The following is an 18,830-nucleotide window of genomic DNA, read 5'->3' as shown; positions in this document are numbered from 1 at the left end:
AGATGCAAAACAGCATTCATACATAGACAATCGTTCTAACGACTACATATGCGTACGGCAAAAAGTAGTTCGACAAAGATATACATAAAATACCATAGAGCCTATTTTTCTTCCGCCAATCTCTCCCTATAATGGAATCTGTAACACAAATCGATAAAAGGAGAGAAGAAATCATGAAGAAAACATTTGTAAAAAAAGCTATTTTATCGACTGCCGCAATGACTTCAGCTGCTCTATTAACGTTCGGCCCTGATGCAGCCAGCGCAAAAACTCTGGCTGATAACACGTCTGTCCATGTTCAGCACCAGACAATCACAAACGAAGATCTCAATACATTTATTGATATATTAAATCAATGTATATACGAACAAGACGGTGTGTATTATTTTGACAGCGAGAAAGCTGTTGAGTTAGGAATGACAAAAGAAGAGGCTCAAGTAATCGCAACATTATGGGAGTCGACATCAGAGTTTTTCAGCGTCGTTTCACAATGTGTGTATGTTGAAGATGGAAATTACAAATTTGATACTGAAAAAGCAGTTGAACTTGGCTTCACAGAAAAAGAGGCACTCGCTCTTGAACAATTTTTCTCTGCTGCTTCCCTAAAGATTCACATTCTTCAAGCAGCCATTGTATTACAAGACGGTGTGTACAGTTATGATAAAGATGCAGCGGTACAAGCAGGTGCGACACCTCTGCAAGCTGACGTTTACGAAAAACTCTTCAGTACGCTATCCCAAGAACAGCTTGCTGCAATCTACGAAATGGTTCATCCCCAAGTGTAATCTAAAACGGCGCTTGCCCGATTTCGGCAAGCGCTTTTCTTTATATCAGCAGTTTGATGATCAGCATCACGGCGACCGCCGCTCCAAACCCGCAGGCAGCTTTAACGATCAGCAAACCGTAATACCTCTGTTTAAACCGTAGTTCTTCTTCCGGCAAAAAAGTCTCTTCAACGGCCTGTTCACCCTCCAATTCAAAAGGCTCAGACATCATGTCAAACATTTCTCTGCAACTGCTGCAGCTCTTTAAATGCTCTTCAATGATGTGTTCCGTTTCTTTTCTACAATCACCTTCAAGATACAGAGGAAGCAGGTCTCTTACTAGAAAGCAGGTCATATCCGCTCCTCCTCTCTTCTCTTCATCATGTTTTTCTTTAGCTCCAATCTGGCACGGTGCAGGGTAGTTTTCACCTTTGAAAGGCTCCATCCCAATATCTCAGCGATTTCTTCATACGAGAGCTCTTGGAATTCTCTTAAAATCAAAACGGATTGATGCTGATCTTTTAACTGTAAAAGCTCCCGCCTTAGGGTTTCACTTTTTACCGTCCGTGACAGATACTGTTCAGGCTGCTCATAAGTTGTTTGTGTTAATCCGTCATTTTTGCTGATATCAGTAAATTGATATTTGACATCCCTTCGGTACCAATTGACAAATGTGTGATGCGCAATGGTGTAAAGCCACGTTCTGATGGAAGAATGCCCCCTAAACGAAACCAGGCCGTTAAGTGCTTTCACAAATGTGTCCTGCGCCAAGTCCTTGGCTGTTTCAAGGTGATGCGTCCTTCGAAATAAATAATTCAAAATTTCTTGGTAATACTGTCGATACAAGTCTTCAATAGAATCCCTATGTTTCATTAAAAGTAAAACCACACTGTCATCCAAATGGCCAATAAAATGAAACAGATATACATGGAAGACATGTATACTTTCATATGTCTGATTTGGCTCTCTTCTTCAGCACCAGGGCTTCTATTTGAATAAGCTTCACTCTTCAAGCTTTCCGCATTCTTTTGATATAACGGTTGGTGCTGTTTCATCCATTCCATTGATTCGTCCTCTAGCTCTCCTTCTTTATATAGGTCATATAAATCTAAAAAAACAGACTCTTTTTCTTTATCGTTCATAAAGACTTTTCACCTCTTGTGTTTCTCCATCCACGACGTATGCATCATGGCGGTTTGACCCGAACGGCTGAATAATGATCAGCCATGCATAATGGCGTTCATTCCCTCTTTGAACGATAATTGGGCGCATACGTTTTTTGTAAATGACATCTTGATATAGAGAAACTACTTTTTCATAAGCCAGTGTTCCATTACGATACGTATATGGGAACGGGTGATTGGGTGTATCACTGTACACATAAACGTTTAGCTGACCTTGATCTTCAAAAAACTCATATGTTTTAGAAGAATCAGTATACATCACCATGTCACTCTGGCTTTTTTTCTTCTTTTCTGATCCACGAGCATCGAAGACCGATAATATCTGTCGCTGCATCCGGCTGTTAGCCAGTAAGATATTCTTTTTCATTGGAAGCGAAAGGCTATGTAAACAACCGGATTCGCCTTCAAATTCCAACACAATTCCATCTTTCGTTTCAACACGCACTATAGTTCCGAGCAGGCTATCGCTTTCAATATCAGTGATCTGATAAGGCTGTTTTGATCTGTTCAGCGCTATAAACATTTGTTCCACTTTATCGTGAATGTCTTGTTCTGTGATATGAACATGCAGAAGAGAGTCAAGCTGATAAATCGAAGGATCTTCACTAAACCCCATTAAGGTTTCCTTTTCCCAATAAAATACCGTGCCATCATCAGCATTATCTTTTTTATGAAGTCGATTTTTCAGGTATATACGTACCACTGTCTGGCCGTCCTCATTAGATACCTTTGTTTCGATATGATCTTTATTTAACACACGTCCGTGCCGCTCAAGGAAAGCCATGGACTTCCGCTTATACTCCTGATTCGTTAGCTTTTTCCCATGCGCTTTTTTTAAGTACTCATAATTACGAATCAGCTGTGATACTTCATCTATCTCAGCTTTATAGCCCTTGCTTTCAAATGAGTAGAAATAATGCACATCCATTTTTGTATCGTGCAAATATAATGTCTCATCTGTAGGAAAAAATGACTTCACAATCTGTTCCGCTTTTTCAGATGAAATGTGCTCCCCGACAAAATTGAATGAATCATGGACATTTATCGGCTTTGAGATAGCAAAAGCAACGGTTCCTACGTTATATATCGGATTTAAAAGCAAGACAAAAAACACAATAACAGCCGTCGTCAGCCACTTATTCATACGTATATAAAACTTGCCTGACTTTTGGAACAGATGATAGCTCATCAAAAATCCAGCCATTGCCAAATAAATCGTATATGGCAACGTTGCACCATAATCAATGGAGATTTGCCCGGAAAATGGGACAAGCAGCAAAACGAGCAGTCCGATAATCAGCGTATAAAATAAACTTAGTAAAATCTTGTTTGTTCTCCAGTACAGCTTGAAAAACAGTACATTCAAAACAATCGGAAGAATGATGATGAAAAACAGGAACACAAATCCAATTGGCTCGATCCCATCAGGATATTCCTTCCAATAAGAAAAGAAACTGAATATCATTTGTACGATCGGCAAACTGACAACGGCCAGATCGAACGTATAAAACATGCCTTTCCCGCCATGGTCACGAGGCATCAGCATATAGTGAAAAGCCGTTAGCAGCACATACCCGTATAACAAAAAATGCACCAGCGGCAGCAGTTCATTGCCGTCCTCTCTTAAGTAAGCACTAGTAAAATTTGTTGCCTGCACCTGATGAATGAGTTCAACAGACACCCCAACCAACAGCACAATTCGCAATAAGACACCAGCTAAGAACATTGTGCGGTACCGGTTTATCTTGAAATGGTGCACCACAACATATAAGCCCGCCAGAACAACAATCAACCACTGGATCAGCAAAGTGCTTTGTCTGCTTAAGATAAAATAACGTTCGAAATGCAATACATAATGACTGAATATATCCAACACGAACAACAATCCTTTACTTCTTATTAAGGCCTCATTCGGTTAGACAGACGGTTTGCCCAAAAGTTTCAATAAGAAATAAAAGTTTCTTTTCTTCCCCATAACACTTGCAATGAACCATCACATGACACTTGGCTCATCTGGATATTATTCAGCAAAAATAAACGCAGGACAATTCTATCAATTTTGTCTAGTTATGTTAGTTTTTGTTGAGTATTCCAGAATGCTAGTTTAATATAACAATATAAAGATTTTTCAGTATTTTCAAAAAGGGGGATTTAATGTGGGTTTAGGCAAGAAATTATCTGTTGCTGTCGCTGCTTCGTTTATGAGTTTATCAATCAGCCTTCCTGGTGCTCAGGCTGCTGAAGGTCATCAGCTTAAAGAGAATCAAACAAATTTCCTCTCCAAAAACGCAATTGCTCAATCAGAGCTATCTGCACCAAATGACAAGGCTGTCAAACAGTTTTTGAAAAAGAACCGCACCATTTTTAAAGGTGATCCTGCCAAAAGGCTGAAGCTTGTTGAAAGCACGACTGATGCCCTTGGGTACAAGCACTTCCGATATGCGCCTGTCGTTAACGGAGTGCCGATTAAAGATTCGCAAGTGATCGTTCACGTCGATAAATCCGACAATGTCTATGCGGTCAATGGTGAATTACACAATCAATCTGCTGCAAAAACAGAAAACAGCCAAAAAGTCTCCTCTGAAAAAGCGCTGGCACTTGCTTTCAAAGCTATCGGCAAATCACCAGACGCTGTCTCTAACGGAGCGGTCAAAAACAGCGATAAAGCTGAATTAAAAGCTGTAGAAACAAAGGACGGCAGCTATCGCCTTGCTTACGACGTGACAATTCGCTATGTCGAGCCTGAACCTGCTAACTGGGAAGTTTTGGTTGACGCTGAAACAGGCAGCATTTTAAAAAAGCAAAATAAAGTAGAACATGCCGCCGCGACTGGAAGCGGAACAACTCTAAAGGGCGCAACTGTTCCTTTGAACATCTCATATGAAAGCGGAAAATACGTTCTAAGAGATCTTTCAAAACCAACAGGCACCCAAATCATCACATATGACTTGCAAAACAGACAAAGCCGCCTTCCGGGCACGCTTGTCTCAAGCACAACGAAAACATTTACATCTTCATCACAGCGGGCAGCTGTTGACGCACACTATAACCTCGGTAAAGTGTACGATTATTTTTATTCAAACTTTAAACGAAACAGCTATGATAATAAAGGCAGTAAAATCGTTTCTTCCGTTCATTACGGCACCAAGTACAACAATGCTGCCTGGATAGGCGACCAAATGATTTACGGTGACGGCGACGGTTCCTTCTTCTCTCCGCTTTCCGGTTCATTAGATGTGACGGCGCATGAAATGACTCATGGCGTCACTCAAGAAACAGCCAACTTGATTTATGAAAATCAGCCGGGAGCATTAAACGAATCATTCTCTGACGTATTCGGCTACTTTAACGATACAGAAGACTGGGACATCGGTGAAGACATTACAGTCAGCCAGCCTGCTCTCCGCAGCCTGTCCAATCCGACAAAATACGATCAACCTGACAATTACGCCGATTATCAAAACCTTCCAAACACAGATGAAGGTGATTACGGCGGCGTACACACAAACAGCGGAATTCCAAACAAAGCCGCTTACAACACCATTACAAAGCTTGGTGTATCTAAATCACAGCAAATCTATTACCGTGCGTTAACAACATACCTCACGCCTTCTTCAACGTTCAAAGATGCCAAGGCAGCTCTCATTCAGTCTGCCCGTGACCTTTACGGCTCAACTGATGCCGCTAAAGTTGAAGCAGCCTGGAATGCTGTTGGATTGTAATAATAGCAAAAAGCCTGAGATCCCTCAGGCTTTTTTTCATTATTGATCCGCAAAATATCGGAGTATGGGGAGATTCTTCTGGAGAACACCTGGCTCTTTTACTCGGATTAACTGCAGGATTAAGAGAATTCAATGGAAACCGGGAATATCCCCATGTATCGAGCAAAAGTGCAGGCCAATGCAGATAGGTTTGGGCCGACCGATTGACTGACAATGAGCCGATATCCGTCTATTTTTGACCAATGACTCCCCTCATTCTCCTGAATCCAAGCTCATTGGCGGGGAATTCAGGAACATAAGGAAAAAGCCAGAAAAGCCAGCCCTATTGAATAGGTACATCGCTTAGGCACCGCCAATACTTATTATGCATGGAGATCAGGATGACGTCGTTCCATATGAGCAAAGTGCTGAATTTTATCATGCACTAACAAAAACAGGCCACAATGCCACGATGTATAAGATTAAGGGTGCCGGACATATCGGTTTTACCCAGCACCATACTCTTAACATTGTAAATGATTTTTTAATTCTCACCTAAAGAAGGAACGCAACCATGTGAAATAACTGAAAGCATACGATAGAAAAAAAGAGTGATATTATTGACAAAAATTTTTATTTATGCTATAATTTACTATTGTCATATTTGTATGTATAATAAGATTCTCCTGGCCAGGGGAATCTTATTTTTTTATTGGAGGATCATTTCATGAGGAAAAAAGAGTCCAGCTTAACGTCTTTGATTTCAGCTTTTGCCCGTGCGTATCACAGCCAATATGATTCGCCTCTCATTTTTGATGATTTTATTGCAAAAGACCTCATTAATGAAAAAGAGTTTACAACCATCAGCGAAAATATGATTCAAGGAATATCGTTTTTCAACAAAGAGATCGCCGAACGTCTGCAACACGATCCTGAAAACATATTAAAATGGGTTACCCACATCCAGCTGTCGCCTACACCCTTAGCACGCGCCGCGTATTGCGAAAACGTATTACACAACGAATTGATGCTGGGAGCAAAACAGTATGTCATACTTGGAGCCGGGCTGGATACCTTCTGCTTTCGCCATCCTGAATTGGAAAACAGCTTGAATGTGTTCGAAGTTGACCATCCAGCTTCACAGCAATTCAAAAAAAATAAGCTGAAGGATGCAAATCTGACAATCCCAAGGCACCTTCACTTTGTTCCTATGGATTTTACCAAAACGTTTTCATATCAGCCTCTTATAGATGAAGGATTTGAAAACACCAAATCATTCTTCAGCCTTCTGGGCGTCTCTTATTATTTAACGCGAGAAGAAAACGCAAGCTTGATCAGTCATTTATTTTCAAAAGTCCCGCCAGGAAGCTCAATCGTTTTTGATTATGCGGACGAAACGTTGTTTACGGCAAAAGGAACGTCAAATCGAGTTGAACATATGGTGAAGATGGCTGCCGCCAGCGGGGAACCGATGAAATCGTGTTTTACTTATCAAGACATTCAACAAATGTTAGAGTTATCAGGCTTACTGATCTATGAACATTTATCACCGGACGACATTAATGACCGTTTCTTTTGTAATCGAACGGACGATTTGTCAGCGTTTGAAACGATTCATTTTATCCATGCTGTGAAAAAATAACGTTTTATTCAAAAGACGCCTCCCCATTTTCGGGAGGCTTTTATAAAAATAAGCTGCCGACATCATCCGGCAGCTTCCGCTAAAGGCTTCACAAGGATCATAAATGATTTGCCTCTATCATCTTTCTCCGTTTTCAGCTGTTCAAACCCGCATTGGCTCAAAAACAGTATCCATTCAGTGCGGTCAATGGGAACGGCCGCAAACATCGCTTTATGTTTGCCTCTGAGCGATTTGCTGATCTGTTCAATGATCATCCTCGCATGTCCCTTTTTTTCTTCGGCCGGGTCGACCAGCACCGTTCCAAGCCACGGCTTTCCATTGGAAGGCGCCCACTCAAGATGATAGCTGATGGCAACAGGCTGACCGGCTTTTTCCCATACAAGCCATGATCCATTGTACATGGAGTAGGAGATCATATAACGTTCAGCGTCCTTTTCCCCAAACTCCTCCTCTTTCCATACAGGATGAGCCTCCGCGAGCTTCTCTAACAGGCTGAGGTCCTCCTGTTCAAAGGACCTACTTTCCAGCATGAAGGTACTCTTCAAATATCGTTTTATGTATAGCTGGGTTTCCGGCCAGGACACTGTGATTTTCTAAAAAGGTAAACGGCTCTCCCTCAATAGTCGTATAAATGCCTCCAACTTCATTTAACAGCACACAGCCGGCTGCATAATCCCACGGCGCAAGCCGCATCGTGATGTAAGCATCTATTCTTCCTGCCGCGACGTTTGCCAGCTCTAAAGCGGCAGAGCCGTAGGAGCGTGTACCTCTGACTCTTTTCACTAGGGGCGCCAAGACACTTTGATCGATTCTTCTGTTTTCCGTTACCCATGTCGCATTAATGGCAAGAATCGCTTCCTCAATGACGGTTTCTTTTAAAGGAGCCAGTTTCGTTTCATTCATATAAGCTCCTTTACCGTTAAATGCGTGATACAGCTCATCATGCACCACATCATAAATTAATCCGATTTTCCCTTTGCCGTTTTCAAAAATTCCGATTGAAATCGCAAAATTTCTTTGCTGGTGCACAAAATTCATCGTCCCGTCAATCGGATCAATAATCCAGACGACCCCCTCCAGTGAGTGAAGCTTATCGCCTTGTCCTTCTTCACCGAGAATGCGGTGTCCCGGAAACGTTTCTTGAATGCGGTCAATGAAAAACTTTTCCGTTTCTTTGTCAATATTGGTGACTAAATCATTCGGATTTGATTTCGTTTCAATTGTCAGGCTCTCATGCATGGATTGTTTAATTCTCGCGCCTGCTTCCCTAACCCATTTCTTTGCAAATTCATCAATTTCCGTCCAATTTGTCATTCGTGTGTACCTCTCTTCTATGTAGACCTTTATTTTATAGGATACTGATAACGGCGGTGAAAAAGCAAGGAAAATGAAAAATATCCCTTCTCACGTAAAAACGAACCATTCATGCGGTTCGTTTTTACTATCGCTTTTTACCCGTTAAGACGAATCCATTCTTTTCTAAGTCGCTCTAGTTTGTTTTTGCTTTGTTCAATCTGTTCTTCATTTTCTTTTTGCATTGCTTCATATAGGGTTGCCAATTCATAATCAACCTCTAGTCTCCAGACAGCTACACGATTGTTTTTCTCTTCCTTAAATCCCTCTTTCACAACTTGCCTCATTGTCTTTCGCCCCTTCCAGAGATCATTTGTTTGTAAAAAAGCATCCCATTTTGCCAATCAACAATGATTACTTCTTATATCGTATGATTGTTCTATTTACGTGCAACATGATTCTGAAAATTGTGTGTTTACCTACTCATTTATTACCACATTTCCCCTCTCTTCAAACGCACTCAATCTTTTTGCGGCTCGTCCTAACTGTGATAAAATATGTTTACTTAGCATGAAGGAGGAAAATCATGACACAAATGCGTTTTACAGAAGAAGACTTTAACACCTTTACAATAGAAGGCTTAGACGCGCGCATGGAGGTATTAAAAGAGACGGTCCGTCCGAAGCTGACAGCTCTGGGCGAACACTTCGCCCCAACTTTATCAGCTCTAACCGGAGATGAAATGTTTCCGCATGTGGCAAAGCACGCAAGAAGATCTGTCAATCCACCTGCTGACAGCTGGGTGGCATTCGCAAACAGCAAAAGAGGCTATAAAAAACTGCCGCATTTTCAGATTGGCTTATGGGAAAGCCACGTATTTGTGTGGTTTGCGATTATTTATGAATCCCCTATTAAAGAAGAATACGGCAAATTGCTTGAAGCGAATCAGGAAACCATTACAAAAAATATTCCTGACAGCTTCGTTTGGTCCGCAGATCACACAAAACCGGACGTACATAAGCAGTCTGAAATGGATAAGGAACAGCTGAAGACACTGTTTGAGCGTTTGCAGACTATAAAGAAAGCCGAGCTGTTGTGCGGCATCCAGCTTCAAAAAGAAGAAGTGCTAAATATGAATAACCAGGAATTCCTTCAGCGTATCAACGATGCCTTCAAGCAGCTTGCTTTTCTGTACCGTTTCACCCAAAACGTATCGCAAGCATAAAAAAGAGCAGGGATCTCTCCTTGCTCTTTTTTTACATCTTAATCTTCACGTCTTCAGATTCTCTTGCTTGTTTGACCGTGCGATAAGGAGAGTATGTACTTTGTTCTTCAAACTCGCTGCACAGCTTTTTTTCCTCGGCCTTGCCCGGTACAATTTCCTTGAAACGGCGATAAGCCTTAAGCAGTTCTTCACGATCTGCGCCTTTTTCATACGCAAGCTCAACCTGCTGGAAAAACGCAATCACATCCACTGCTTCTTCAGTTGTCCAATCTTCATTCATCGGATATTGGTATTCCATTTTCTTCACTCCTTATAGATTAGCTTCCCTAAACAGAAAGCATCTTCATTTGATCATAAATTGTTCTTTACATTCTTTCAAGTTCATAATATAATTCATTTGTTTTACGTCTAAAAAACGGTTGAGAAACGGATTTTAATACACACTATTATGCATAGGTATGATTACAAAGGTGGGAAAACAATTGTCGCAACATGAAACACCCTTATACACAGGACTGAAAAAGCATGCAAGCAGACAGCCTGTTCAATTCCACATTCCCGGCCATAAAAAAGGGGCAGGAATGGACCCAGAATTCAGACAATTTATCGGTGAAAACGCATTAAGCATAGATTTAATCAATATTGAACCATTAGATGACCTGCACGCGCCGAAAGGCATCATTAAACAAGCACAGGATCTGGCGGCTGAAGCATTTGGCGCGGATCACACATTTTTTTCTGTTCAAGGCACAAGCGGCGCCATTATGACAATGGTTATGGCTGTTTGCGGACCTGGAGATAAAATTATTATTCCAAGAAATGTGCACAAATCAATCATGACAGCTATTGTATTTTCCGGAGCTGTCCCAATCTTTATTCATCCTGAAATTGACAATGAATTAGGTATCTCCCACGGCATTACACTTGAATCTGCTAAACGGGCGCTTACCGAGCATCCGGATGCAAAAGGGCTTCTTGTCATTAACCCGACATATTTCGGTGTTGCAGCCGACTTAAAAAGCATTGTAGAACTCGCTCATTCGTTTGATGTGCCGGTGCTTGTTGATGAAGCACACGGCGTTCATATTCATTTTCATGACGAATTGCCACTTTCAGCCATGCAGGCAGGAGCAGACATAGCAGCGACAAGCGTCCACAAACTGGGCGGATCACTGACACAAAGCTCTATTTTAAACATGAAAGATGGCCTTGTATCTAAAGACAGAGTGCAATCCATCCTAAGCATGCTGACAACAACGTCAACATCTTACTTGCTTCTCTCCTCTCTGGATGTTGCCAGAAAACGCCTTGCAACAGAAGGCCATCAGCTTGCTGAGGAGACACTGAAGCTTGCTAACCAGACAAGAGATCGCCTCAATCAGATTGAAGGCATTTATTGTGTCGGTGCTGAGATCCTCGGTTCGAAAGCAGCTTACAGCTACGATCCGACAAAATTGATTATCTCTGTTAAAAACCTTGGACTTACAGGTCATGACGTTGAAAAATGGCTTCGTGAATCTTTTAATATCGAAGTGGAGCTTTCTGATTTATATAATATTTTGTGTATTTTCACTCCTGGTGACAGCCAAAACGATGCAGACCGTCTTGTAGAGGCTTTAGCAGAGATCGCACATCAAATGTCAGAACAGGATGTAACACATCAGCAAACTGAGGTTCTTCTTCCGGAAATTCCTTTATTGGCAATGACTCCGCGTGATGCATTTTATGCAAATACGGAAGTCATCCCCTTAAAAGAAGCAGCGGGACGGATTATCGCTGAATTTGTCATGGTATATCCGCCTGGTATTCCAATCTTCATTCCAGGTGAGATTATTACAGAAGAAAACATCAGCTACATTTTCAAAAACCTTGACGCAGGTCTCCCTGTTCAAGGACCTGAGGACTCGACTTTGAACATGATCCGGGTCATCAAAGAACAAAAAGCGATTCAATAAATAAAAAGCATGCGGCTAATAGCCGCATGCTTTTTTACTCTTCATCTACAGGACATTGACATTGTCCGCAGCATGTTCCGTATAATGTTGTCACTTTCTCATCTTCAAAGTAATGAATGGCTTCGTTGCAATCTTGACAAACAATCGTACCCATCTCTCATTCCCCATTTCTTTGAAATTTGAAAACGCTTAATTTCTTTTGTTGCTATTATATTAATATGTCACATTTAAAATGTCAACACTAAATTGTATAACACATTTAATTTAGATACACTTATATATGGCTCATTTTTTATTTTTCATCACATAATAGCTTCTTCAATGCAATAGCTTTAATCGATACATATGCCAAAACACATATTGAAATTTCATGTTTTTTGAATTTTCATTGAAAACACAGAGATAAATGTGATATACCCCCAGGTCGGTATTTTAAACGATGAATATGATATGTATCTCACTTTAAAAACGGTTTCAATTATATAACAATTAGGTAACAAGAAGCAGTTTAAGCCGCCTCTCATGATAAACTAAAACTAGTTTACTATTGTTTATACAGAGGAGAAGATAGATGCGATATCGCGCGGTATTCCCCATACTGATAATAGTATTTGCTTTATCGGGCTGTACGCTTTCCACCATCAATCCCATGAAAAAAAGCCGGATTGACAATATTCATCATACACAAATCTTGTTTTTTTCTGATGAAAACCAAATTGACCAGGAAGCGCCATATTACGATGCACTGCTTGATTTAGAAAAGGATTATCCTGAGCAAATAGATAAAATGAAGGTCTATGATAACAAAGAAGGCTGGGAAGATGAGATTGAAACCGTCCCTACCCTGATGGTTGTTGATCAGCGCCATGTCGTGGTGAAAATCGAGGGATGTGTGAAAAAGAAAGAAGACATCATTAAGCCATTACAGCACGTGCTGACAAAATAAATAAAACAGCCCCCGCTTTAAGCGAGGGCTGTTTTTTGATATAAGCTTTATTTTACGATGTGAATCGGACTTCCGATTGCCACTTCAGCTGCTTCCATTGTGATTTCGCCCAATGTTGGGTGAGCGTGAATTGTCATTGCGATATCTTCAGCAGTCATGCCACCTTCGATTGCTAAGCTTAATTCAGAAATCATATCAGAAGCACTTGCGCCGGCGATTTGCGCACCGATCACAAGACCGTCCTCTTTACGAGTGATCAGCTTCATGAAGCCGTCTGTTTCGTTAAGAGAAAGCGCACGGCCGTTTGCTGCAAATGGGAATTTAGCAGCAACAATGTCAAGACCTTCTTCTTTCGCCTGTGCTTCAGTGTAACCAACTGATGCAAGTTCAGGCTCAGAGAAGACAACTGCAGGAATACCAAGGTAATCGATTTCTGCAGGCTCTCCAGCGATAGCTTCTGCTGCGATTTTACCTTCGTAAGATGCTTTGTGAGCAAGCGGCGGTCCTTCGATGATATCACCGATTGCATAAATGTTAGGTACGTTTGTGCGGCACTGTTTGTCAGTTTTTACGATACCGCGGTCCGTCATTTCAATACCGACTTGCTCAAGACCAAGCTCATCAGTATTTGGACGGCGTCCTACTGTAATCAGTACGTAATCAGCATCAACAGTTTTTTCTTCGCCTTTTACTTCAAACGTAACTGTTACGCCGTCTGGTCTTTCTTCAACGCCTTTAGCCATCGCATTTGTATGGATTTCAACGTTGCCTTTTTTCTTCAGTCTGCGTGTAACAAGAGAACTCATTTGTTTTTCGAAGCCTGGAAGAATTTCATCTCCGCCTTCAAGAATAACAAGCTCAGTTCCGAAGTTTGCATACGCAGTACCAAGCTCAGTTCCGATGTAACCGCCGCCGATAACAACGAGCTTTTTAGGAATTTCTTTAAGAGCCAAAGCGCCTGTTGAATTTAGGACACGCTCACTATATTTGAAGTTTGGCAATTCGATAGGGCGAGAACCAGTTGCAATGATTGCATTTTTGAACGTGTATGTTTGAGCTGAATTCTCATCCATCACACGAACTGAATTGCTGTCTACAAAGTAAGCTTCACCTTTTACAACATCTACTTTGTTGCCTTTAAGAAGACCTGCTACACCGCCAGTAAGTTTGTTTACAACGGAAGCTTTCCATTCTTGAACTTTTGTGAAATCGACAGTTACGTTCTCAGCAGTGATTCCCATGTCATCAGAATGCTTTGCATTCTCATAACGGTGACCTGCATTGATCAGTGCTTTTGAAGGGATACATCCAACGTTCAGACAAACGCCTCCAAGAGTTGCTTTTTCAACGACTGTTACTTTTTGTCCAAGCTGTGCAGCGCGGATGGCAGCTACATAGCCGCCAGGTCCCGCACCAATTACAAGAGTATCTGTTTCAATAGGGAAATCTCCTACTACCATAACATTACGCCTCCATTAAAATTAATTGTGGATCGTTCAGTAAACGCTTGATGTGATTTAATGCATTTTGCGCAGTTGCTCCGTCGATCATACGGTGGTCGAAGCTGAGAGAAAGAGCTAAGACTGGAGCTGCTACGATTTCGCCATCACGAACAATCGCTTTTTCTGCAATACGTCCGATACCAAGAATCGCAACTTCTGGATGGTTGATAACCGGAGTGAACCATTGTCCGCCGGCAGAACCGATGTTTGTAATTGTGCAAGATGCGCCTTTCATTTCAGCTGGAGCAAGCTTGCCTTCACGAGCTTTTGTTGCAAGGCCATTGATCTCATCAGAAATTTCAAAGACAGATTTACGATCTGCATTTTTCACAACCGGTACAAGCAAGCCTTTTTCAGTGTCAGCAGCGATACCGATGTTGAAGTAATGTTTTTGGATTACTTCATCTGTTTTATCGTCAATTGACGTGTTTAAAACAGGGAATTTTTTCAGTGCAGATGTAAGAGCTTTTACAACGTAAGGCAAGTAAGTCAGCTTGATTCCCTGATCAGCAGCAACCTGTTTGAACTGTTTACGATGTGCAACAAGGTTTGTTACGTCCACTTCATCCATTAACGTTACGTGAGGAGCTGTGTGTTTAGAGTTAACCATCGCTTTTGCAATTGCTTTACGGATACCGCTCATTTTTTCGCGTGTTTCTGGGAATTCGCCCTCTGGAGCAGGTGCAGCAGCCGGTTTAGCAGCTGTTTCTTGTGGTGCAGCTGTTTCTTGCGGTGCAGCTTCTTGCGCTCCTCCGTTTACAAAGCTGTCGATATCTTCTTTTACAACACGTCCGTTGTTGCCTGAACCAGTAACTTTACGGATGTCTACGCCTTTTTCACGAGCATATTTACGTACAGAAGGCATAGCGATCACACGTTTGTTCGGGTCAACTTCAGCTTGATCCTGCTGTCCTGCGCCAGTAGCTTTTGCAGGCTCTTGAGCTTGCTCTTCTTTCGCAACGTCTTGTCCAGCTTCTGCAGTTGACTGAACTTGTGCTTCAGTTTTCGCATCGTCAGACTCATCGCTACCTTTAAATTGAAGATCTTCGTAACCAGGTGCATCAAACGTAATGATCGTTTGTCCAACAGTTGCAACCGTTCCCTCTTCAACTTTTAATTCTAATACTTTTCCTTTAACAGGTGAAGGAATTTCTACTACTGCTTTATCATTTTGGACTTCAGCCAGTACATCATCTTCGTCAACCTCATCGTTAGGCTTGACAAACCATTTTACGATTTCGCCTTCGTGGATACCTTCCCCGATATCTGGAAGTTTAAATTCAAATGCCACAGTTCTCGACCTCCTAGTTTGATTAAGCAATTTTAAAGTTTACATCGTAAGCATTGAAAACAGATATATAATAGAGGGAAAACGTTCATCTTCCCTCTCGATTATGCAATTTGATTAAAATTCAAGTACTTTTCTTGCTGTTTCAAGAACGTCTTTGTGGTTTGGAAGCCATACGCTTTCTGCTTGAGAGAAAGGAAATACTGTATCAGGCGCAGCCACGCGAAGTACAGGTGCTTCCAAGCTCAGGATCGCACGGTCATTAATTTCTGCTACTACGTTTGCAGCAATACCGGCTTGTTTTTGCGCCTCTTGAACCACAATCGCGCGCCCTGTTTTTTCTACAGATGCGATGATTGTATCGATATCAAGCGGGCTTACTGTGCGAAGGTCGACAACTTCAGCAGAAATGCCGTCTTTTTCAAGCTCCTCAGCAGCTTTTAATGATTCATGAACCATTGCGCCGTAAGTGATGATTGAAAGATCAGTACCTTCACGTTTCACGTCAGCTTTGCCAAGCTCAATTGTGTATTCTTCTTCAGGAACTTCCTGACGGAAAGAACGGTAAAGCTTCATATGCTCTAAGAAGACAACAGGATCATTGTCTCTGATTGCAGAAATTAAAAGTCCTTTGGCATCGTAAGGAGTTGATGGAATAACCACTTTGATACCAGGCTGTTGTGCAACAAGACCTTCTAAGCTGTCAGCGTGAAGTTCAGGAGTATGAACACCGCCGCCGAATGGAGAACGAATTGTTACAGGTGAAGTCCAGCGTCCGCCAGAACGGTAGCGCATACGAGCCATTTGGCCAGAAACTGAATCCATTACTTCGTAAACAAATCCGAAGAATTGGATTTCCATTACCGGACGGAAGCCGTTTAAGCCTAAACCAAGGGCAAGACCGCCGATACCAGATTCAGCAAGTGGCGTGTCAAATACACGGTCTTCACCGAATTCTTTTTGCAATCCTTCTGTCGCACGGAATACGCCGCCGTTTACACCAACGTCTTCTCCGAAAACTAAGACATTTTCGTCATTTTTCAGTTCTGTGCGTAACGCATCCGTGATTGCTTGAATCATTGTCATTTGCGCCATGGCTTACTTCGACTCCTTCTGTGTATAAATTTCAAATTGCTCCTCAAGGTTGTGAGGCATTTTTTCGTACATGATTTTCATTAAATCAGTTACTTTTTGTTTAGGCTCAGCATCAGCTTTTTTGATTGCTTGCTTAATTTCTTCTTTCGCATCCTCAATTACTTTTGCTTCTTCTTCTTCAGACCATAAGCCTTTGTTTTCAAGGAACGCGCGGAAGCGTACAAGCGGATCTTTTTGTTCCCACTCATTTTCGATTTCTTTTGTGCGGTATTTAGTCGGATCGTCACCAGCCATTGTGTGCGGGCCGTAACGGAATGTAAGTGTTTCAATAAGTGTCGGGCCTTCGCCGTTGATTGCACGCTCGCGTGCTTCAGCAGTTGCAGCGTATACAGCAAGCGGATCCATTCCGTCTACTTGTACGCCGACAATACCGGCAGCTACAGCTTTTTGTGCAATTGTTTCAGCCGCTGATTGTTTTTCAACCGGAGTTGAAATCGCATAACGGTTGTTTTGTACAACGAAGATGGCAGGTGCTTTATAAGCGCCGGCAAAGTTAATTCCTTCGTAGAAGTCCCCTTGTGAAGCTCCGCCGTCACCAGTGTAAGTGATTGCAACAGCTTTCTTGCCGCGTTTTTTAAGACCTAGCGCAACACCGGCAGTTTGAATGTATTGGGCACCGATAATGATTTGTGGAGAAAGGGCATTCACATCATCAGGCATTTGGTTTCCTCTGAAATGTCCGCGAGAGAAAAGAAACGCTTGATATAATGGAAGGCCGTGCCAAATTAACTGAGGCACATCACGATATCCAGGAAGAACAAAGTCTTCTTTTTCAAGCGCGAAATGCGTTGCAATCTGAGAAGCTTCTTGACCCGCAGTAGGAGCGTAAAATCCGAGACGTCCTTGACGGTTTAATGAGATAGAGCGCTGATCAAGCACACGCGTAAATACCATGCGGCGCATGAGCTCTTTTAATTGATCATCAGTTAAATCAGGCATCGCCGCTTCATTCACGACTTCTCCCTTTTCATTTAAAATTTGGAACGTTTCGAACTGCTTTTTAATGGCATCAAATTGCTTCTTACTGTCAACGATAGCTTTTTTCGTTTTTGCAGCCATACTAAGTCACCTCTTCCTTTCTTTTAAACAGTCATTAGACGTGCATTCCTTTTATACATACAAACTTAGGGTACCCTAAAGTATCAGCAGTAAGTCGTATATATTTAGCCGATCCCCAGTTTGCCGAAACCTTTTATGTAGGATAGTTACACTCTGCTCTGAACTGTATTATTTCGAAGTTGTAAAAAACTAATACAACACCGCTTAACATGGATTAGTTTACACCAAATAAAGAAGAACCGTCAATCGTTTTCATCGCTGATTTTCAATAAATGTATTCGCTTTACATTTTCCTTTTAAAAAAGGATGCCGACTGTGTTCAAAACTGTACTAGTATACATCACCATACTGTACTACAATAGAAATGAAAATTTTGAACAAAATTGCCTCCCAATTATGAAAAAAAAGAGCTGTTCAAAGTCAGTTCTTTTTCACTTGATAGCCAGCAGCATCATATAGATCCTCCCGGGCTTTATTATATTTTTCTGTTTGTTCATTAAACTCCCCGCTATATTTAAGGACCTTTTCATAAGATGCATTGACTTTTTCGATCTGCTGATCCAAATCGTCTCGGGTCAAGTCTTTCTCTTTCAGTTGCTTATACAGCTTTTTATTAAGCTGAAGCGCATTTTGATATTCTTCATACATAGAGCTATATGATGAATACCTTTTTTCCATATGGCTTGCTGCGGTATCAGCTTTTTCTTTTATGCGCTTATCCTTGATTTTTTCAACGGACGTTTTTGCTTCCTCAAATTCTGTTTCTGATTTTTTGATGCTGTCATTTTCAATCTTCAAATGTTCTTCGCGCTTGCTGACGTTTTCAAGCGCCTCGTTAGATAAAGCAACAATTTTTTTATAATCATCCATATTGAGCTTCATGACATCATCATAAAGCTGATTTTCTTTCGCCTCTAATTCTTCAAGCTTTTTCTGTTCTTCTTGAAACGGCTTTTCCGATTCCGCAGCTTTTTCTAATGAGTGATGCATTGAATCAACCGGGTCCTTCCCTATACAACCTGATAATAACAGCGTCACAGCACAAAAGGCTCCGATTTTCATTCCATGCCGCCGTTTTTTTGCGTCTTTCACGTTAAATCCCCCAATCTTGACAAT

General features: G+C 41.5%; 22 protein-coding genes. 8 read left to right on the top strand and 14 right to left on the bottom strand.

The features are described from left to right. The first annotated feature begins 173 nt into the window (after window positions 1-173). Window positions 174-785 carry a hypothetical protein gene (locus MOC09_RS03010; protein WP_268360039.1) on the top strand — a complete coding sequence of 204 codons (612 nt, stop codon included), beginning with the start codon at window positions 174-176 and terminating at the stop codon, window positions 783-785. Between the two features lie 40 nt (window positions 786-825). On the opposite strand, the gene MOC09_RS03005 is transcribed toward MOC09_RS03010, so the two are convergent. Genes MOC09_RS03005 through MOC09_RS02990 form a run of 4 tightly spaced genes read right to left on the bottom strand, consistent with a single transcriptional unit; the run spans window position 826 to window position 3,833 of the window. Further along, entirely contained in the window at window positions 826-1,119 is a 294-nt protein-coding gene (locus MOC09_RS03005) for an anti-sigma factor family protein (RefSeq protein WP_268360040.1), read from the bottom strand. Beyond that, window positions 1,116-1,637, bottom strand: a complete 522-nt coding sequence (gene ylaC, locus MOC09_RS03000) for an RNA polymerase sigma factor YlaC (protein WP_268360041.1) — start codon at window positions 1,635-1,637, stop codon at window positions 1,116-1,118. Before ylaC ends, MOC09_RS03005 begins: the two co-directional genes overlap by 4 nt. Then, a complete protein-coding gene (locus MOC09_RS02995; protein WP_268360042.1) occupies window positions 1,637-1,906 on the bottom strand; it encodes a hypothetical protein in 270 nt (89 codons plus the stop codon). Before MOC09_RS02995 ends, ylaC begins: the two co-directional genes overlap by 1 nt. Continuing rightward, window positions 1,896-3,833 carry a hypothetical protein gene (locus MOC09_RS02990; protein ID WP_268369502.1) on the bottom strand — a complete coding sequence of 646 codons (1,938 nt, stop codon included), beginning with the start codon at window positions 3,831-3,833 and terminating at the stop codon, window positions 1,896-1,898. Before MOC09_RS02990 ends, MOC09_RS02995 begins: the two co-directional genes overlap by 11 nt. A 271-nt stretch (window positions 3,834-4,104) precedes the next feature. Between MOC09_RS02990 and nprE the strand changes: the two genes are divergently transcribed. From nprE to MOC09_RS02975, 4 genes are all read left to right on the top strand, one after another. Beyond that, window positions 4,105-5,670 (top strand): neutral metalloprotease NprE, encoded by a 1,566-nt coding sequence (gene nprE, locus MOC09_RS02985; RefSeq protein WP_268360044.1) that lies wholly within the window; start codon window positions 4,105-4,107, stop codon window positions 5,668-5,670. Beyond that, window positions 5,649-5,858, top strand: coding sequence for a hypothetical protein (locus MOC09_RS20150; protein ID WP_311766267.1), 210 nt, complete (start codon window positions 5,649-5,651; stop codon window positions 5,856-5,858). Before nprE ends, MOC09_RS20150 begins: the two co-directional genes overlap by 22 nt. A gap of 176 nt (window positions 5,859-6,034) precedes the next feature. Further along, a complete protein-coding gene (locus MOC09_RS02980) occupies window positions 6,035-6,208 on the top strand; it encodes an alpha/beta hydrolase family protein (protein ID WP_268360045.1) in 174 nt (57 codons plus the stop codon). Between the two features lie 168 nt (window positions 6,209-6,376). Beyond that, window positions 6,377-7,291 carry a class I SAM-dependent methyltransferase gene (locus tag MOC09_RS02975; RefSeq protein ID WP_268369499.1) on the top strand — a complete coding sequence of 305 codons (915 nt, stop codon included), beginning with the start codon at window positions 6,377-6,379 and terminating at the stop codon, window positions 7,289-7,291. 62 nt (window positions 7,292-7,353) lie between these two features. On the opposite strand, the gene MOC09_RS02970 is transcribed toward MOC09_RS02975, so the two are convergent. From MOC09_RS02970 to MOC09_RS02960, 3 genes are all read right to left on the bottom strand, one after another. After that, the gene (locus MOC09_RS02970; protein ID WP_268360049.1) at window positions 7,354-7,782 is read right to left on the bottom strand and encodes a GNAT family N-acetyltransferase; all 429 of its coding nucleotides are present in this window, start codon (window positions 7,780-7,782) and stop codon (window positions 7,354-7,356) included. A 25-nt stretch (window positions 7,783-7,807) separates the two neighbouring features. Continuing rightward, a complete protein-coding gene (gene suhB, locus MOC09_RS02965; protein WP_268360047.1) occupies window positions 7,808-8,605 on the bottom strand; it encodes an inositol-1-monophosphatase in 798 nt (265 codons plus the stop codon). A 137-nt stretch (window positions 8,606-8,742) separates the two neighbouring features. After that, the gene (locus MOC09_RS02960; protein WP_009967148.1) at window positions 8,743-8,931 is read right to left on the bottom strand and encodes a hypothetical protein; all 189 of its coding nucleotides are present in this window, start codon (window positions 8,929-8,931) and stop codon (window positions 8,743-8,745) included. Between the two features lie 239 nt (window positions 8,932-9,170). Here MOC09_RS02960 and MOC09_RS02955 point away from each other — a divergent pair, with 239 nt between their 5' ends. Beyond that, the gene (locus tag MOC09_RS02955) at window positions 9,171-9,809 is read left to right on the top strand and encodes a YktB family protein (RefSeq protein WP_268360048.1); all 639 of its coding nucleotides are present in this window, start codon (window positions 9,171-9,173) and stop codon (window positions 9,807-9,809) included. A 31-nt stretch (window positions 9,810-9,840) separates the two neighbouring features. Here MOC09_RS02955 and MOC09_RS02950 read toward each other — a convergent pair whose 3' ends face one another. Next, entirely contained in the window at window positions 9,841-10,107 is a 267-nt protein-coding gene (locus MOC09_RS02950) for a UPF0223 family protein (protein ID WP_268369497.1), read from the bottom strand. A 184-nt stretch (window positions 10,108-10,291) separates the two neighbouring features. Between MOC09_RS02950 and speA the strand changes: the two genes are divergently transcribed. Next, window positions 10,292-11,764: an arginine decarboxylase gene (speA, locus tag MOC09_RS02945; RefSeq protein WP_268369495.1), complete on the top strand. Its 1,473-nt coding sequence runs from the start codon at window positions 10,292-10,294 to the stop codon at window positions 11,762-11,764. Between the two features lie 34 nt (window positions 11,765-11,798). Here speA and MOC09_RS02940 read toward each other — a convergent pair whose 3' ends face one another. After that, window positions 11,799-11,918: a GapA-binding peptide SR1P gene (locus MOC09_RS02940; protein ID WP_003232305.1), complete on the bottom strand. Its 120-nt coding sequence runs from the start codon at window positions 11,916-11,918 to the stop codon at window positions 11,799-11,801. Window positions 11,919-12,335: 417 nt separating this feature from the next. On the opposite strand from MOC09_RS02940, the gene slp reads away from it, so the two are divergent. Further along, a complete protein-coding gene (gene slp, locus MOC09_RS02935) occupies window positions 12,336-12,710 on the top strand; it encodes a peptidoglycan-associated lipoprotein Slp (protein ID WP_268361924.1) in 375 nt (124 codons plus the stop codon). 47 nt (window positions 12,711-12,757) lie between these two features. On the opposite strand, the gene lpdA is transcribed toward slp, so the two are convergent. From lpdA to MOC09_RS02910, 5 genes are all read right to left on the bottom strand, one after another. Then, window positions 12,758-14,170 carry a dihydrolipoyl dehydrogenase gene (lpdA, locus tag MOC09_RS02930; RefSeq protein ID WP_003232309.1) on the bottom strand — a complete coding sequence of 471 codons (1,413 nt, stop codon included), beginning with the start codon at window positions 14,168-14,170 and terminating at the stop codon, window positions 12,758-12,760. Window positions 14,171-14,174: 4 nt separating this feature from the next. Further along, entirely contained in the window at window positions 14,175-15,503 is a 1,329-nt protein-coding gene (gene pdhC / locus MOC09_RS02925; protein ID WP_003232311.1) for a pyruvate dehydrogenase complex dihydrolipoyllysine-residue acetyltransferase, read from the bottom strand. A 114-nt stretch (window positions 15,504-15,617) separates the two neighbouring features. Continuing rightward, the gene (pdhB, locus tag MOC09_RS02920) at window positions 15,618-16,595 is read right to left on the bottom strand and encodes a pyruvate dehydrogenase complex E1 component subunit beta (protein ID WP_014113660.1); all 978 of its coding nucleotides are present in this window, start codon (window positions 16,593-16,595) and stop codon (window positions 15,618-15,620) included. 3 nt (window positions 16,596-16,598) lie between these two features. Then, a complete protein-coding gene (gene pdhA, locus MOC09_RS02915) occupies window positions 16,599-17,714 on the bottom strand; it encodes a pyruvate dehydrogenase (acetyl-transferring) E1 component subunit alpha (protein WP_003222294.1) in 1,116 nt (371 codons plus the stop codon). 420 nt (window positions 17,715-18,134) lie between these two features. Then, entirely contained in the window at window positions 18,135-18,806 is a 672-nt protein-coding gene (locus tag MOC09_RS02910; protein ID WP_268369493.1) for a YkyA family protein, read from the bottom strand. Window positions 18,807-18,830 lie beyond the last annotated feature (24 nt).

Source organism: Bacillus sp. N12A5 (assembly GCF_026790125.1).
In the GTDB taxonomy this organism is placed as follows: Bacteria; Bacillota; Bacilli; order Bacillales; family Bacillaceae; genus Bacillus.
This window is presented reverse-complemented; position numbering and strand designations above follow the sequence as displayed.

Excerpts from the sequence above, each read along its gene's own strand:
- MOC09_RS03010 (WP_268360039.1), top strand. The coding sequence starts at position 174 with ATGAAGAAAACATTTGTAAAAAAAGCTATTTTATCGACTGCCGCAATG.
- MOC09_RS03005 (WP_268360040.1), bottom strand. The coding sequence starts at position 1,119 with ATGACCTGCTTTCTAGTAAGAGACCTGCTTCCTCTGTATCTTGAAGGT.
- ylaC (WP_268360041.1), bottom strand. The coding sequence starts at position 1,637 with ATGAAACATAGGGATTCTATTGAAGACTTGTATCGACAGTATTACCAA.
- MOC09_RS02995 (WP_268360042.1), bottom strand. The coding sequence starts at position 1,906 with ATGAACGATAAAGAAAAAGAGTCTGTTTTTTTAGATTTATATGACCTA.
- MOC09_RS02980 (WP_268360045.1), top strand. The coding sequence starts at position 6,035 with ATGCATGGAGATCAGGATGACGTCGTTCCATATGAGCAAAGTGCTGAA.
- MOC09_RS02975 (WP_268369499.1), top strand. The coding sequence starts at position 6,377 with ATGAGGAAAAAAGAGTCCAGCTTAACGTCTTTGATTTCAGCTTTTGCC.
- suhB (WP_268360047.1), bottom strand. The coding sequence starts at position 8,605 with ATGACAAATTGGACGGAAATTGATGAATTTGCAAAGAAATGGGTTAGG.
- MOC09_RS02960 (WP_009967148.1), bottom strand. The coding sequence starts at position 8,931 with ATGAGGCAAGTTGTGAAAGAGGGATTTAAGGAAGAGAAAAACAATCGT.
- MOC09_RS02955 (WP_268360048.1), top strand. The coding sequence starts at position 9,171 with ATGACACAAATGCGTTTTACAGAAGAAGACTTTAACACCTTTACAATA.
- MOC09_RS02950 (WP_268369497.1), bottom strand. The coding sequence starts at position 10,107 with ATGGAATACCAATATCCGATGAATGAAGATTGGACAACTGAAGAAGCA.
- MOC09_RS02940 (WP_003232305.1), bottom strand. The coding sequence starts at position 11,918 with ATGGGTACGATTGTTTGTCAAGATTGCAACGAAGCCATTCATTACTTT.
- slp (WP_268361924.1), top strand. The coding sequence starts at position 12,336 with ATGCGATATCGCGCGGTATTCCCCATACTGATAATAGTATTTGCTTTA.
- lpdA (WP_003232309.1), bottom strand. The coding sequence starts at position 14,170 with ATGGTAGTAGGAGATTTCCCTATTGAAACAGATACTCTTGTAATTGGT.
- pdhB (WP_014113660.1), bottom strand. The coding sequence starts at position 16,595 with ATGGCGCAAATGACAATGATTCAAGCAATCACGGATGCGTTACGCACA.
- pdhA (WP_003222294.1), bottom strand. The coding sequence starts at position 17,714 with ATGGCTGCAAAAACGAAAAAAGCTATCGTTGACAGTAAGAAGCAATTT.